The sequence below is a fragment of the Streptomyces sp. CA-294286 genome, from assembly GCF_050947155.1.
Taxonomy (GTDB): domain Bacteria; phylum Actinomycetota; class Actinomycetes; order Streptomycetales; family Streptomycetaceae; genus Streptomyces.
Genome location: NZ_CP192004.1, coordinates 867,304 through 882,119, shown reverse-complemented (window position 1 = coordinate 882,119; position 14,816 = coordinate 867,304). Strand labels below are relative to the sequence as shown.

The 14,816-nt window shown below is 72.7% G+C and carries 14 protein-coding genes; 7 read left to right on the top strand and 7 right to left on the bottom strand.

Features of this window, described 5'->3' with window-relative positions; translation table 11 throughout:
• Positions 1–43: 43 nt before the first annotated feature.
• Positions 44–2,698 carry a helix-turn-helix domain-containing protein gene (locus ACQPZG_RS03875; protein ID WP_433544329.1) on the bottom strand — a complete coding sequence of 885 codons (2,655 nt, stop codon included), beginning with the start codon at positions 2,696–2,698 and terminating at the stop codon, positions 44–46.
• Between the two features lie 93 nt (positions 2,699–2,791).
• On the opposite strand from ACQPZG_RS03875, the gene ACQPZG_RS03870 reads away from it, so the two are divergent.
• The 4 genes from ACQPZG_RS03870 (at position 2,792) to ACQPZG_RS03855 (ending at position 6,601) form a co-directional block, all read left to right on the top strand.
• On the top strand, positions 2,792–3,094 hold the full coding sequence (locus ACQPZG_RS03870; RefSeq protein WP_433544328.1) for a hypothetical protein: 303 nt from the start codon (positions 2,792–2,794) through the stop codon (positions 3,092–3,094).
• 326 nt (positions 3,095–3,420) lie between these two features.
• Complete coding sequence (locus ACQPZG_RS03865) at positions 3,421–4,023, top strand: LysE family translocator (RefSeq protein WP_433544327.1); 603 nt, start codon at positions 3,421–3,423, stop codon at positions 4,021–4,023.
• A 1-nt stretch (position 4,024) separates the two neighbouring features.
• Positions 4,025–4,780 (top strand): B3/B4 domain-containing protein, encoded by a 756-nt coding sequence (locus ACQPZG_RS03860; protein WP_433544326.1) that lies wholly within the window; start codon positions 4,025–4,027, stop codon positions 4,778–4,780.
• Positions 4,781–4,876: 96 nt separating this feature from the next.
• Entirely contained in the window at positions 4,877–6,601 is a 1,725-nt protein-coding gene (locus ACQPZG_RS03855) for a PLP-dependent aminotransferase family protein (RefSeq protein WP_433544325.1), read from the top strand.
• 188 nt (positions 6,602–6,789) lie between these two features.
• On the opposite strand, the gene ACQPZG_RS03850 is transcribed toward ACQPZG_RS03855, so the two are convergent.
• From ACQPZG_RS03850 to ACQPZG_RS03840, 3 genes are all read right to left on the bottom strand, one after another.
• Positions 6,790–7,602, bottom strand: coding sequence for a DUF6042 family protein (locus ACQPZG_RS03850; protein ID WP_433544324.1), 813 nt, complete (start codon positions 7,600–7,602; stop codon positions 6,790–6,792).
• 1,040 nt (positions 7,603–8,642) lie between these two features.
• Positions 8,643–8,765 carry a hypothetical protein gene (locus tag ACQPZG_RS03845; RefSeq protein ID WP_433544323.1) on the bottom strand — a complete coding sequence of 41 codons (123 nt, stop codon included), beginning with the start codon at positions 8,763–8,765 and terminating at the stop codon, positions 8,643–8,645.
• Positions 8,762–9,547 (bottom strand): lipase family protein, encoded by a 786-nt coding sequence (locus tag ACQPZG_RS03840; protein ID WP_433544322.1) that lies wholly within the window; start codon positions 9,545–9,547, stop codon positions 8,762–8,764. Before ACQPZG_RS03840 ends, ACQPZG_RS03845 begins: the two co-directional genes overlap by 4 nt.
• 449 nt (positions 9,548–9,996) lie before the next feature.
• On the opposite strand from ACQPZG_RS03840, the gene ACQPZG_RS03835 reads away from it, so the two are divergent.
• Positions 9,997–10,974: a zinc-binding dehydrogenase gene (locus ACQPZG_RS03835; RefSeq protein WP_433544321.1), complete on the top strand. Its 978-nt coding sequence runs from the start codon at positions 9,997–9,999 to the stop codon at positions 10,972–10,974.
• 260 nt (positions 10,975–11,234) lie between these two features.
• Here the strand turns inward: ACQPZG_RS03835 and ACQPZG_RS03830 are convergent, their stop codons facing one another.
• Entirely contained in the window at positions 11,235–11,966 is a 732-nt protein-coding gene (locus ACQPZG_RS03830) for an SDR family oxidoreductase (RefSeq protein ID WP_433544320.1), read from the bottom strand.
• 85 nt (positions 11,967–12,051) lie between these two features.
• Here ACQPZG_RS03830 and ACQPZG_RS03825 point away from each other — a divergent pair, with 85 nt between their 5' ends.
• Entirely contained in the window at positions 12,052–13,044 is a 993-nt protein-coding gene (locus ACQPZG_RS03825) for a helix-turn-helix transcriptional regulator (protein ID WP_433544319.1), read from the top strand.
• A 137-nt stretch (positions 13,045–13,181) separates the two neighbouring features.
• Here the strand turns inward: ACQPZG_RS03825 and ACQPZG_RS03820 are convergent, their stop codons facing one another.
• On the bottom strand, positions 13,182–13,439 hold the full coding sequence (locus ACQPZG_RS03820) for a hypothetical protein (protein ID WP_433544318.1): 258 nt from the start codon (positions 13,437–13,439) through the stop codon (positions 13,182–13,184).
• Positions 13,429–13,665: a hypothetical protein gene (locus ACQPZG_RS03815; RefSeq protein ID WP_433544317.1), complete on the bottom strand. Its 237-nt coding sequence runs from the start codon at positions 13,663–13,665 to the stop codon at positions 13,429–13,431. Before ACQPZG_RS03815 ends, ACQPZG_RS03820 begins: the two co-directional genes overlap by 11 nt.
• Positions 13,666–13,918: 253 nt before the next feature.
• On the opposite strand from ACQPZG_RS03815, the gene ACQPZG_RS03810 reads away from it, so the two are divergent.
• Positions 13,919–14,683, top strand: coding sequence for an SAM-dependent methyltransferase (locus ACQPZG_RS03810; protein ID WP_433544316.1), 765 nt, complete (start codon positions 13,919–13,921; stop codon positions 14,681–14,683).
• Positions 14,684–14,816 lie beyond the last annotated feature (133 nt).

The window sequence follows — 14,816 nt, the reverse complement described above, 5'->3', positions numbered from 1 at the left end:
GCTCCGGATCACCGCTGCGGCGGGCCGGTGCCGCTCCCCGGGGTCACTGGGCGCCGGGCGTCGGGGGCGGGAAGGTGGCCGGTGCGAAGTCCGGGTGGCGGTCGCGGAACGCGGTGCCGAGGTGGTGCTGCAAGCGGACATGGCGGAACTGGTAGACCGCGCCGGTCCGCCGCAGTACCCCTCGCCGGTAGGCGTCGTCCAGGAAGGCGGCGGGGTTCCAGGGGAGCCGACCGGTCAGCGGCAGCCAGAGGCGGGCGAACAGGAGCCATTGGCCCCACGCGGTGAAGGCGAGCACGTAGGCCGCCGCACCGCCGAGGCCGCCGACCCCTCCGACGAACAGGCCGTCTTCGAGTTCCCAGTGCAGGGGCCCGAGCGCCCCCTGGAGCAGCACGACGACCAGTCGGCCGCCGAAGGCGATGGTCAGGGCGAACGCGGGGGCCAGCAGCAGGACCTGCCGGACCACCGTCGTGCGGTTGGCCAGCAGCAGGCCGACCGGGGTGGCCGCGGCGGTGACGTCCACGGGTGCTTCGAGCATGGCGACGAGGCCGAAGACGAGACCGGCGGCCGAGCCGAAGATCAGCGCGAAGACCACCATGTTGATCAGGGTGCCCTCGACGAGACGCGCGTCGAGGAACGAAGCGCCCGCCGCCAGTGTCCGCCCGACGGTGAGCGCACAGGCGCAGCCGATCCCCATGACGGCGCCGCCGAACAGCCCGTGCCCGAACCGCACGACGAAGGTGCGCAGGGGACTGCGGCCGAGGCCGTCGCGCGTGGCGCTCAGTGTCAGCCGGACCCGGGTGGGCTCGGGGCCCGCTCCTCCCGAGGCCCGGTCCGCGAGCGCGTGGACGGAACCGAAGGCGAGCCCGGCGGCGGGACCCACGAGGCAGCCCTGGAGGAGGAGTTCGGCCAGGTCGAGCGGCCTGAGCAGCAGCCCGACCAGCCAGTCGGACAGGGTGACGCACAGCGCGGTGGCCAGTGCGACGGCCAGGGTCCGCCGTGAGCGGGACAGCGAGTCGCCGAGCTGCCACCATGCGAGGTCCTGCCGTTCGCGGTCGAAACGGACCAGGTGGTGGGCGAGGTGACCGAGCCAGCGCTCGGCCTGTGCGGGGTCCTCGTACGGGGTCCTCGTCCGCCGCCCGTGGTGGTCACGCTCCGGGGCGCGACGCCGGTAGACGGCGGGCACGAAGCCGGCCAGCAGGTGCTCCTCCAGGCTCCGCACGGAGGGAAACCGGCTGGCGTCGAGAAGTTCGGCGGGATGCCGGCCGGGGGTCTCGCTGTACAGCGTGCGGGCGAGGATGACCATGAGCGGGGTGGTCAGCACCTCGGCCAGGCCATTGCCCTCCGCGGCACCGCGCAGGCGCAGTTCGGCCAGTACCGCGTCCCAGCCGGGCCCGGCCCTGCCGCTGCCGTCCCCGCTCTCCTCGGACGCAGCGGTGCCGGTGGTACGGGTGGTACGGGGCAGGTAGTCGGCGAGGTCGTCGAGGGTGAGGTCGGTCAGCTCGACGCCCCCGGCCCAGACGAGCGGCGCGTGTGCCGCCCGGACCGCTTCGGCGTACTCGTCGCGCCGGCTGGTCAGGACGAGCGGCGTGGAGGTCGCGTTGAGGGCGTCCAGGGCGTCGCGCCGCAGGCCCTCGGCGATCTCGTCGAACCCGTCCAGGACCGGGAGGATGAGGTCGGCGTCGACCAGCGCCGCGGCCAGGGTCGCCCCGCGGGAGCCGCGCCGGGCCAGATGGGGGTGGTCGCGCAGCAGCAGCCCGATGAGCCAGTCCCGCAGCGCCGTGGTCGTCGGGTCCCAGGATCCGGCGCTGAAGACGACCGGCACACGGCCGTCGGCGGCAGGGGACTCCAGGAGGTCCAGGGTGAGCCTGATGGTGAGGATGGACTTCCCCGACCCCGCCCGGCCGAGAACCACCAGGCGGCCGGAGGGTATCCGGCGGTAGACCTCGGCCACGCCGCGCAGGTCGCCGTCGAGATCCACCTCGGCCGGTACTTCACCCGGCCCGAGCCGCTGGACGTTCTCGTCCCGGTCGGTCAGGGCCACGGGCGCCGTACGCCACCGGACCGGCAGCGGGAAGGGGTCGTGCACCCGGCGCTGCGCCTCCTCGCGGCGCCAGCGTCGCCGGACCTCCGTCGCCAACTCCCTGGCCGCATCGGCGAGTGCCTCGGGTACGGGAATCGGTACGGGCCCGGCCGCGGCGGTCTCCCGTACCTCCTGGCCGGGATGCCGGACGCCCTCGTCCGGAGCCGAGGAGCCGACCCCGGGCCCGCGCCCCGGCCGGGGTCCGTGTCCGTCCGGAGCCCGGGGTCCGGACGGAACCGTAGGTCCATCCGAAGCCGCAGGCCCCTCCGAAGCCCCAGACCCGTCCGACGCCGGGAGTCCGTCCGGAACCCCAGGCCCGTCCGCAGCCGCGGGCCCGGTCTCGGCAGCCGGTGCCCCGCGCGCCCCCCGTACCCCCCGTACCCCGCGCGCCCCGCCTGCCCCGGTGAGGGTGGCTGCCAGACGCCGGCGGTCCTCCTCCCCCAGGTCCAGCGCGTCGGCGAGCAGGTGCACCGTCCCCATCCGGTGGTTGGTGGACCCGCCGCTCTCCAGGCGGCGGATGGTGCGCACGCTGACCCCGGACCGTTCGGCCACCTGTTCCTGCGTCAGTTCGGCACTGTCGCGCAACTCCCGTAACAAAATGCCGAGTTCGTCTGCCACAGAACGTCTCCCCTACTCGCCAGTACGGACGGCGGTGAGCCTACCCGTGGCCACCGGCCACCGATGGCCGGTTCCCTGGCCTGTGCAGCGGACATGACCAAGGTCACCGTCGGGGTCCGGTGCCCCGCCCGCACCGTTGCGCAGCAAGGAGTCGACGTGGTCAACCGCTACTGGTGCGGCGAGTGCACCTTCAAAACGCCCTGGCTCACCGAGCCCGAAGGACTGCGTCGGCAGATCGAGCACTACGCGGGCAGGCATCCCGGAACTCCCCCGGGCGGCCAGGTCGAGACCCGCCGCAGGAACCCGGTCCGGGTGCGCGGGCGCCTCGTGTGGGCTGTCCTGTGGGTCGGCGTCGTGCTCACCGTGGCGGTGGTCGTCGCCACGACAGCCCTGTGAAACGTGACCTCTCCTCCGCAAGCACGGCTTCGCGCCGGCCCCGGTGCCCCTTCGCGGCCGGGAGGCGAGTCCGGCTTGACGGCGCACGGGCTGCAACGGCTGGACCCCGACGGCGAGTTCGCCGATCGCGTCGACCGTCGGGCGGCTGATCCGACGGTTGCCGACGAGCGCTGCCCGCCCACGTTCCGCACGGGGCGACGGATCCGGAGCCGGGGCCGCCGGGAGCCGACGCCCCATTGGACCCGTGGGGCCGCCCGGCTTTGGCTCTGTTCGCGAGGCCAAGGCCGCTCCAGAGTGGAAGGACCTTGAACCCCGCGGAGGACTCCTTGAGTATCGCGTTCCTGCTCACCACCCTTGCCGTGGTGATGACCCCCGGCCCCGGCGTGATCCACACCCTCGCCGCCGGCCTCTCCCACGGCCGACGGGCCGGCGTGGTGGCCGCGTTCGGCTGCACGCTCGGTGTCGTGCCGCACCTCGTGGCCTCGATCACCGGGCTCGCCGCGCTGCTGCACACCAGCGCCGTCGCCTTCGAGGTGGTGAAGTACCTCGGCGTCGGCTACCTGCTGTACATGGCGTGGGCGACACTGCGCGACAAGGACGCGCTGACCGTACGGGAATCCGAGGCAAGGTCGGCGGGCCGTGTGATCGTCTCCGGCGTACTGCTCAACCTGCTGAACCCCAAGCTCACCATGTTCTTCGTGGCGTTCCTTCCGCAGTTCGTGCCCGTCGGCGGACCCGGCTCGCTGGGAGCGATGCTCCGGCTGAGCGCCGTGTTCATGGCCCTGACCTTCCTCGTCTTCGTGGGATACGGCATGAGCGCCGCCGCCGTGCGCGACCGCGTACTGGCCCGTCCCCGGGTGATGACGGGCATCCGGCGGGTGTTCGCCCTCGCCTTCGTCGGGCTGGGCGCACGTCTGGCGGTGGCCTGAGATGCGCTTCCGGCACGCGGACGCGATCTGGTCCGCACACCCCCGGTTGAGCGCGGGCGTACTCCACGCCGTCGATGTCGGCGCGGCGGTCGACGTGGGTGCGCGGGTGGCGGAGTACACCGCCGGGGCCCGGGTCCGGCTCGCCGGAGAGGCGGAGAGCGGGTTTCCCGAAGTGGTCGCGTGGCGACGGGCGTTCGCGCGGATGGGGCTGAAGCCCACGCAGTACCGGTGCGCCTCGGAATCGCTGCTGCGCAGGCTGCGGAAGGAAGGGAGCCTGCCGCGCATCCACCCGTTGGTCGACCTGTGCAACGCGCTCTCCGTGGCGTACGCGGTCCCTGTGGCCGTCCTCGACCTCGACCGCATCGCGAGCCCGCTGCTCGAAGTGCGCCACGCGCAAGGCGACGAGCACTGCACGACCTTCGGCGGCGACACCGAGCACCCCGCGCCGGGAGAGGTGACGTTCGTGGACTCCGCAGGCCGCGCCCACGCCCGGCGCTGGACCAACCGGCAGAGCGGCCACTCCGCGGTCGGGCCGCACACCGACCGCGTCCTGGTGGTGGTGGAAGCCATGCACGACGCCGGCCCGGAGATCGTCCCGGAAGTCCTGAAGACGCTCGGCGAGGAGCTGGCCGAGCTCTGGCACACCGATCCGCTGTCCGCCGTACTCACCTCCTCCTCCCCCGAGTTCGCCTTCGGGGACCGGACCCCGGCCGACAGGACTCGCCCCGGCCCGCACCGCAACGACGCAGGACGCTGAGTGCCGTCCGAGCCACCGGACAGGACCCGGGCGTCGGCGCGTCCCGGTGCCCGGACGGCCCCGCGTCGGCGGGCGCACGCATGGCAGCATGGGCCGGTGGGCAACGGGGAGCGGGCGACAGGCGGCGCAGACACAGCACGCACGAGCACGGCATCGGCCGCGGAAGGCAGCCCGGCAGCCGCCACGCCTCCCTCGCCGTCAGTTGCCGGCGAGGCCGCACCGGCGGCGCACGGCTCCGACTTCCTGCAGCTGGACGTCGCCGGAGCGCCCCTGGGCGGCAAGGCGGACTGGCTGGCCCGGCACCTGCGGCACGCGATGGCGGACGGGCGGCTCGCGGTGGGCGCCAAGCTGCCGCCCACCCGCGTCCTCGCCGCCGAACTGGGCGTCTCCCGCGGCGTGGTCACGGAGGCGTACCGCAGGCTCACCGAAGACGGCCACGTCGAGGGCCGTCGGCGCGGCGGCACGACGGTGGTCGCCGTGCCGCTCACCCCGTCGCCGACGCCGTCCGGCCCCGGGTCGCCCCGGGGCCGGAGGGACGGGCGCTTGGGCACCGCCGCGCCCTGCTCCGTGTTCACGGGGGACCCGGGGCCCGATGCCTTCGACGCGCTGCGCGCCGCCACCGCCCGTATCGATCTCACCCCCGGACAGCCCGACCTGTCGGCCTTCCCGCGCGCCGCCTGGCTGCGCGCCGAACGGGACGTGCTGGCCGGGCTCTCCGCCGAGGATCTCGGGTACGGAGACCCCCGGGGAGCCCCTCGCCTGCGCCACGCCGTCGCCGACTGGCTGGCGCGCAGCCGCGGCATCCGGGTCGAACCGGACGACATTCTGATCGTCGCCGGCACGGCTCAGGCGCTCACCCTCCTGCATCCGGTCCTGCGGGCGCACGGCGTCGACAACGTCGCGGTCGAGGATCCCGGGTCGCTCGGCACCCGCCAGCACCTTCTCAACGGAGGTCTCACGACCCCGCCGGTTCCGGTCGACGAGGACGGCCTGCGCGTCGACGCGCTGCGCGCCACCGGCGCTCCCGCCGTCCTGGTCACCCCCGCCCACCAGTTCCCCACCGGCGCGGTGACCAGTGGCGAACGGCGGCGCGAACTGCTGCGCTGGGCGGCGGACGGCGGGCTGATCGTGGAGGACGACTACGACGCCGAACACCGTTACGACCGGCCGCCGGTGCCCGCGCTCCGCTCGGTGTACGCCGACCGGGTGTGCTACCTGGGCAGCGTGTCCAAGCTGCTCGCTCCGGCACTGCGCATCGGCTGGATGGTGCCGCCGCCCCGCTTTCGCAAGGAACTGGCCGACGCCAAACGGTTCACCGACCTCGGTAACGCCGTGCTGCCCCAGCTGGTGCTCGCCCGGCTGATGGAGTCCGGTCGGCTGGAACGGCATCTGCGGCTGCTGCGGGGCCGTCACGTGCGCCGGCGCGACGCGATGATCGATGCGTTGGCCGCCCATCTGCCGGGCGCGGTGGTGCACGGAGCCGCGGCAGGTCTGCACCTGACGGTGACATACCCGCAGGAGGTCCCCGACACCGAGCTGGCCGCCGCCGCGCTCGCCCGCGGGGTGAAGTGCCAGCCGCTCTCCTGGCATCGTCAGCTCCCCGGCCGCCCCGGCCTGGTCCTCGGTTACGCGGCGGGCCCGTCCGGCGCCGTCGCCGAAGGGGTGGAACTGCTCGGCCGCACCCTGCGGGAGCTGACACGTACCCCTTCGCGTCCCGCTGCCACCGGCACCGGGGCGGGCACCGGCACCGGCACCGGCACCGGCATCGGCATCGGCATCGGCATCGGCATCGGACAGACCGTCTCCGGTGGAACCGGCTGAACCGGCGGGTCCGCGAAGAGCCGACGTGGTGCGCTACGTCGCTGGGTTCACAGGTGGCCCCCACCCGGGAGGAAGTGCTCGCCGCACCGACGGGCGCAGGAGGGCGCCCCTCCCACGCCTCCACCGACGGTCCCTGCGGGCCCTGGCCCTGCGAACCGAGGGCGCGCAGAGGTCCGGCACCCGCCGCGTCACGCGTCGTCGCCCGCGACGCCCAGCCGGATCCGGGTCGTGTGGAAGTGCTCCCAGTCCATGACCAGGCGGAACCGCTGGTGTGCCTCCAGGCGTTCCGCGTCGGCCGACTCGCGTCCGCGGTACACCTGGGCGTCCCCGGACCGCGCGAACTCCGCGAGGGCGAGGCGGACGTTGTCGGTGTCCTGGCCGGTGGCCGTCGCCAGTCGGTCCAGGGAGGTGAGGATCTCCTGCGGTTCACCCAGATCGTCGACCAGATGGTTGACGAGTTCGTTGACGAGCGGGCCGGTGCGCATCGTCCAGCGGTTCTTGTCGAGCCGTTCGGCGAGCTCGGGGTCCAGGGTCAACAGGTCGCCGGGCAGCGGCAGTACGACGGGCATCGTCCACCGGATGCCCTCCGGCGTCTCCTCGCGGCCGGCCAGTCCCCAGGTCACGTAAAGCTCGGACAGGTCCCGTACCGTTTTGGGCACCGGGAAGCCCGCGGCCGTGAGCATGGCGCCGAACTTCTCCCCACGTTGCGCCTCGCTCGCCTCCCGGCCCTCCGGCGCGTCCTCGTAGTCCCACTCCTCATCGGGCCAGGAGAACGTGAGTGCACCGTCGAGATCGCCACCGATCATGTCCCAGGGGCCGCCGAAGATCTCCTGGAGCAGGTCGTCCAGCGAGCCGGTGAGGCCGGACTGGCTCGCGGTCCCGATCAGCATGGTCAGGGCGAACCCCTGGCGGGGCAGGACATGCTCCCATCCCGAGACGAACCAGTCGTTGTGCAGGGCCAGGTCCTCGCACGGACCGGGTACAGAGGGGTTCTCAGTCATGCGCGGCTCCTCCTGGAAAACGGCCGGACGGCTCGGAGCGTACGCACTGCGGCACGACTCGTTCTTCACAACGGCCGACTCGGGCTGGATGGTCCTGCCGGCCCGGATCGCCGATTAACATGCCCCCGGTCGCCCTCTCGTACGAGACGGGGAGGCGATGGCGCAGACGCCTTGCCGCCCTCACACGTCCCGGCCAGGGTGAGGGCGGCCAGTGCCTGCCGTCCCGGTAAGGTCGCCGCCGTACACCTGGCAGGGATGCCCCGCCGGGAACGTCGCCCCCTCCGACCGGACGTCCACCGACCCGCCACGGCGGCGGGCAGCACAGCCCTCGCACGTCGATGAACACGGGCAGACCGTGCGTTGGCTGTCGCGAATCGAGCGACAGGAGCACCAGGGCACACGGACCCCTGTCACACCCGGCTCGGGATGCTGCCGCAAGAGCCCCGCCGTGGTCGCCTGACGCCAGGAGTCCGTCAGGACCGCATGCACGCACCCCTCCGATGTTGCTGAGGTGGGTCACGGGCCCTCCGGGCCGTGCTTGCGAACGCCGGGGGCTGGTCGCCTTCACGACCTCGGAGGTCGGAACACCGGCCGAGGGACGGCGCGGTGCGTGAGGCGATTCCGACGCCGGATGGGGCCCGACCTGGGATGCGGGTCGCCAGCGGCGCTCCCGGCACGCCCAGGGGCCCGCAGGGCGGCGTCTTCCTCGTCGCAACGGCAAACCGACTCACTTTCAATACAGCGGGCTTGAGAGACCGAACGCAGAGGTGGGCCAACACTCACCGACGCGGACCGGCGGGCGTTGTCCCCGCTGCGCCGGACGCACGTAAACCCCGACGGTCGGTCCGAGCTGGAGAGGAACAGCCGCTCGGATCTGGGCCTGGGCGCCGGGGCCGCGACGGTGCCCGGCCCGCCCGCGCCCGAGGCCCAAAGTGCGGCGTCCTCCCGCCTGGCTGGCGTCTGGCGTACGGCGGAGGCATGGGGGCGGGCGGGCAGCTGCGCGTACATCCCCTGCCTCCAGCCCTTGTCGGTGGCGTGCTTCACTTGGTCCTTGCCGCATCGTCGAAGAACTCGATGATGCGGGGCAGGGCTTCCCGCACCGATCCGTTGTGGTCGTAGTCACCGACGTCGATCAGCCGGCGGGCGGCGCCGTTGCTCGTCAACTGGTCTGCGCAGTAGGCCGAGTGGCCGGGGAGGACACGTCATTGGCCGCGGCGGCCTCGAAGGCCGAGAGGTTGTAGGGGCCGCTGACCGGGGCGAGCGCCCCGAGCCGGAAGTAGCGGTCGGCGCCCTCCTGCTGAAGCGCCCGGCCCACCAGCATGGTCGCGGGGCCGCCCTGCGAGAACCCGCTGACCTGCACCTTGCGTTTCAGCTCCCGGCCGCTGCGGTGGGCGAAGGTCCGGGCCGCGCGCAGTCCGTCCACCGATGCCGCGACGGTGGCCCCGGGGTCACCGTACGGGTGGAAGCCTTCGCCCGAGCCGAGGCCCACGTAGTCGGGCGCCGAAACGGCCCGCCCTGTCGAGGCAAGCAGCAGGGCGACGAGCCGGTCGTTCGACTTCGGGTTCTCCGAGGCGACGTCCTTGCGATGGACGGTGGTGCCGTGCAACCAGGAGACGGTGGACAGGTGGCGCGCCCTGTTCTTGGGCAGGACGACGAGCTGGCTTGCGGTCGTGGGCGCGCCCGCGCTGTCGGTGGTGCGGTAGGTGACCCGATAGGCGGTCACGCCATGGCGCACCCGGGACGAGTCGATCTTTCCCCGGAGCTCCCCGGCCACCCCCTCCGCTGTGAGGTCGGCCGCATGCTCGACGGAGACCAAGGCCCCACCTCGTACCCGCTCACTGGTGGGGGAGCCGGACGCCGCCGAGACCGGAGCCATCAGGGCGGACACACTGCCGAGGACCGTCGCACCAACCACAATGCGGATGCTTGTTCGCTGTAAAGTCATGGACGAATCGTGCCCGTCGGCAGCGCCACTCGGACATGGGGCGATCCCCCGGGCCGCAACGGGGGGAACCCCCCGCGGGGTCGTAGGGCATGACCGCGGCCCTACGAAGCGGACACCGCCGTGGGCAGTACGGTCACCGCGCGGAGGGCCGCGGCATGCCCGCGCCGGTGAGGTACCGGTCGACCTTCCTCGGTGTGCGGTGCCGGAACGGCGGACATGCGCACGCTGCGGGCAGCGAGTTCCGTCAGTCGTCGACCCTCAGGTCCGCTCCGCCGTCCCCGTGCTGCCGCAGCAGATGGCTGCACCTCGCCCCTGCGGCCGAAATCGTGCACCTCGTAGCTGTACGAAAACAGGGCCGTCGCAGGCGATTCGCGGAGTGCTTGACCTCAAGTGCAGTCGAGGAAACAGAGTCTGAGTCGTCCGCGAGAGCCACGCCGGAAGGAACAGTCATGCGAGCCGTCGTCCTGCACGAGTTCGGACCCGCCGAGAACCTCCGCTACGAGACCGTGCCCGACCCGGTGCCGGGACCGGGCCAGGTCCGGGTGTCGGTGCGCGCCGCAGGAGTGCACCAGATCGAGACGGCGATGCGGCAGGGCCTGGACATCGGCCCGCCGCTCCCCGAACTACCCGCCGTCTTCGGCGGCGAGGTGGCCGGCGTCGTCGACGCGGTCGGTCCGGGGGTGGACGGAGGCTGGATCGGCACCGGGGTGACGACCAAGGGCGGCATGCCGGGCGGCTACGCCGAACTCGCCGTCGCCGACGTGACCTCCCTGCACCGGATCCCCGCCGGACTGGGGTACGAGGTCGCCGTCACCATGGTCGTGACCGGCACCACCGCCATCGGCCTGCTCGACCTCGCGGAACTCACCGCCGACGACGTCGTCCTGATCACCTCCGCCGCCGGCGGGATCGGCCGCCTCGTGGTGCAGTACGCCCACCGCCTCGGCGCCACGGTCGTCGGCGCGGCCGGTGGGCCGGCCAAGACGATCGCCGTACGGGAACTGGGGGCGGACGTCGCCGTCGACTACAACGAGGCGGACTGGACGGACACCGTCCGCGACGCCCTGGGCGGGCGCGGCGTCACGGTCGTCCTGGACGGCGTCGAGGGCGACAAGGGCCGGGCCGCGTTCGGGCTGCTGGCCGAAGGCGGGCGCTACCTCAGCATAGGCGCGGCCTCGCGGGAGGAGTTCCGGCCCGACGAGACGGAGCTCACGGCGCGCGGCGTGCGTTTCACCGACGCGCTGGACCTGCTGCTGCAGGGGCAGGACGCCTCAGCCGACGAGGCGCGCGCCCTCGCGGCGGCCGCCGACGGCAGCCTGGTTCCCGCCTTCCAGGCCTTCCCGCTGTCACGCGCCGCCGAGGCGCACACTGCCCTGGGGGCACGGGCCACGACGGGGAAGGTCGTTCTCGTCCCCGAGGCCCGCTGAACGAGCAGGACCGGGGCGGCGCGCCCCTCCGCGGCGGGCTGGGCCGTCCAGGATCCGGTCAGCGACAGCGCCCGTACCGCCCGCTGCGCGCGTACGACCGGGGCGGGGCGCGCCCGTATCGAGGCGGTACCCGGGTGCGCCCGCGGGAGACCTTCCGTGTCGGGGGCTCTCTTCGATCGACTCGCTCATCCCCTGGGCCTCTTCGGTCGTCGGCAGAGCCCTGCCGGGAGGACGGGGAGCAGCAGGCGCCATCCTCTCCGTCACACCAGGCCTCCGTCGGCTACGAGGTTCTGGCCGGTGAGCCAGGCTGCGTCCGGGGTGAGCAGCAGTGCGACGACGGCCGCGATGTCGGCGGGCGTGCCCACCCGGCCCAGTGCCGTCATGTGCGCCACCCCGGCCACCGCTTCGGGCGGTGTGCTGGCGCGCAGCATGTCCGTGTCGGTGGGGCCGGGTGATACCGCATTGACGGTGATCCCGCGCCGCCCCAGTTCCCGGGAGGCGACGCGGGTGAGCTGCTCGATTGCCGCCTTGCTCGCGGCGTACACCGACTCGCCCACGCTGGGCCATGCGGTGCTGGTGGAGGAGACCATGACGATCCGGCCGCCGTCGGCCATGCGGCGGGCTGCCGCCTGCACGGCAAGGAACGCGCCGCGCACGTTGACCGCCATCACCCGCTCGAACCTCTCCGGGGTCAGTTCGTCGATCGGCGCGTGGTCGATGACACCCGCGTTGTTCACCAGTGCGGAGAGCGGCCCCGCTGCTCTGTCGGCGAACACCTTGTCCGCCATGGTGAACAGTCGCTCCATCTGGTCGTGGTCGGCCGCGTCCGCGCGCACGGCGAAAGCCCGCCCTCGGCACGTCTTCTCCACCTGCAGAGCTGCCCGCTCGTCGGCCGCGTAGCTGAACACCACCGTGGTGCCCTCGTCCGCGAGCCGTTCGACGACGGCCCGCCCGATCCCTCGTGACCCGCCTGTCACCAGTGCTGCTTGCATGGAGGTCCCTTTCTGTTCGAGGAGCCCTCACCATGGCAGCCATTGCGGAAACAGGACTTCCGCAGCGGGCTAGAGACTGGACGACATGACCACGAGAGATCCTGCGGCGCGGATGCTACGGCTGCTGTCGTTGCTCCAGGCACGCATCGACTGGCCGGGGCCGGAGCTGGCCGGCCGGCTCGGTGTCAGCACCAGGACCATCCGCTCCGACATCGAACGCCTCCGTAACCTCGGCTACCCGGTGACGGCGACCTCCGGCACCGCGGGTGGCTACCGGTTGGGTTCCGGCGCCCGGCTGCCACCCCTGGTGCTGGACGACGAGGAGGCGGTCGCGGTGGCGATCGGCCTGCGTACGGCCACGGCCCAGGCGGTGGGCGGTATCGAGGAGACATCTCTCCGAGCGCTGGCCAAGCTCGAACAGGTGCTGCCGGCTCGCCTGCGCCCCCGTGTGGCCGCGCTCGCAGCCTCTACGGTGCCCCTCCCGGGAACCGGCCCGGCCGTCGACGGCGGCGTGCTGACCACACTGGCCGCCGCCTGCCGGGACCGGCGGCGGGTGCGTTTCGACTACCGCGATCACGGCGGCAATGCCACCGTCCGCGACGCCGAACCGCACCACCTCGTATCGACCGGTACCCGCTGGTACTTGGTGGCGTGGGACACCGATCGCAACGATTGGCGGACGTTCCGCATCGACCGGCTCCAGCCGCGCACGCCCCTGGGGCCCTCCTTCCCCGGCCGGGCTCTGCCGCCGGAGGACGCCATCGACTTCGTGGCCAAGGGCGTGGCCTCGACACTGGGCCCGTGCCGCACGGTCGCGTCCGTGCAGGCGCCGGCAGCGACCGTCCGCGAGCGGGTACCGCCGGTAGCCCGGGTCGAGCCGCTCGACGACCAGCGGTGCCTGGTGCACATGGGCGCCGCCACGCCGCTGAGACTGGCCGTCTACCTCGCCGCGCTCGGCCTGCCGTTCACCGTGGACCATCCCCCCGCCTTGCTGGAAGCGCTGCGGCAGGTGTCGCGGCACTGCGAGGGTGCCGCAGGGACAGACGCCCTGCCTCCAACGACGGCACCAACCGCCTGACCGGACTCGCGGTACCCGTCGCGCATGCGGGTCGCCGCCCACCCAGAGAGACGGCGTCCACCCGCCTCGGAGCAGCCGACACACCAGCGCCCCGCACCCGCTCGCTTCCGGGTCGCTGACGCCGTGTTCAGGCTTCTTCAGGCTTCGACGTACGCCACGATCGTGACCGTCCGGAGGGCCGTCACGTAGAAGATCACCCGGACACCGTCGATCGCGTCGACGTAGTCGCGCAGCAGCGTCCCGGGCACCTCGGTGCCCAGCTCCGGGTTGACGCTGACCGCGACGATCGCGCGGTCCAGGCGGTGCGTCTCGCTCGCGGTGAGCTTCGCCAGCTGGGTGAGTGCGGGCTCCACCATGATGACGCGCGAGCGGCGCGGTCCGTGCTCAGGCGACACGGGGCTGCTCGTCCGCGAGGCGGGCGAGGTGGGCGTCACGGGCGGCCTCCCACGGCACGCCGGACTCCGGCGAGGGGTAGCCGTTGGCGGCGATGTCCTCCAGGACCGACGCGAGGACGTCCGTCTTGGCGCGCTCCGCGGCCGCGTACGCACGGGCCGATTCGGCGGCGTGCTCATCGAGGGGCTGACGGTCGGGCACGGGCGCGGGGGCCGGCTGCTGGCTCATCCGGGGCTCCTGGGCTTCTCGCTGGCGTGTCCCACCACGGTATCGCCGGAGCGGTTCACCGAAGCCCGATACGGACGATCCAGCCCCTTCGCTCTTCCGCGTGAGGGGAATCGGGTCGGCCCCCCGGACACCCAGGTGTTGCTCCGCCCTTCCCGTTGCCGTTGCCGTGGCCAAGGGGCCTACCGGTCGGTCCGCCGATGTGGTGAGCAAAACGGGTTGCGACCGTGCACGCGATCGGCTTGGGTCCGTGCTCGTGACTGCCTTGAACGATCTCGTACGTCCCGACCGCTACCCGCGCTCCTCTCGCTACGACCCCGCCTGGTTGCTCGACCTCGACATGGGGCCGAACCCGTTGTGGCTGCTGGAAGACCTCAGCCATGATCTCGAACTGCGGCCGGGGATGCGGGTTCTCGACCTCGGCTCCGGCAAGGGCGCCACGTCGGTGTTCCTGGCCCGCGAGTACGGAGTCGAGGTCGTGGCGGCCGACCTGTGGATCGCCCCCGAACAAGCGGCGGCCGTCTTCGCCCAGGCGGGTGTCGGCGACCTGGTGGAGGCCGTACGCGCGGAGGCGCACGCCCTGCCGTTCGAGGAGCGGAGCTTCGACGCGATCGTCAGCGTGGACGCCTTCGAGTACTTCGGCACGGCCGACAACTACCTGCCCTACCTACTGCGGTTCCTCCGGTCCGGCGGCCAACTGGGCGTGGCGACCCCCGCCATGACACGGGAGGTCCGCGAGCTGGGGATGATCCCGCCCCACATCAAGGAAGTGGTCGGCTGGGAAGCGATCGCCTGGCACACGGCGGAGTGGTGGCGCTTCCAGTGGGAGATCACCGAGCTGGTGAAGGTCACGTCGGCGCGGCTGCAGCAGGACGCCTGGCGGGACTGGCTGCTCTGGACCCGGGCGGGCGCTGAACACCGCCCCCACAGCCGGAACGCGAACCAGCCCGTCATCGACATGCTCACCGCAGACGAGGGAGAGTTCCTCTCCTTCGCCCTGGTGACCGCACACAAGAACTGAGCAGACGCCATGACGTCCTTCTGTCTCCGCGGTCGTGACCGGGCAGACGGAACCGGCCCCGGCCGAATCGGTCGAAGAAGTCCGTGGACAGCAGACAGCAGACAGCGGACAGCACCTGACGTTCTTCCCGCCC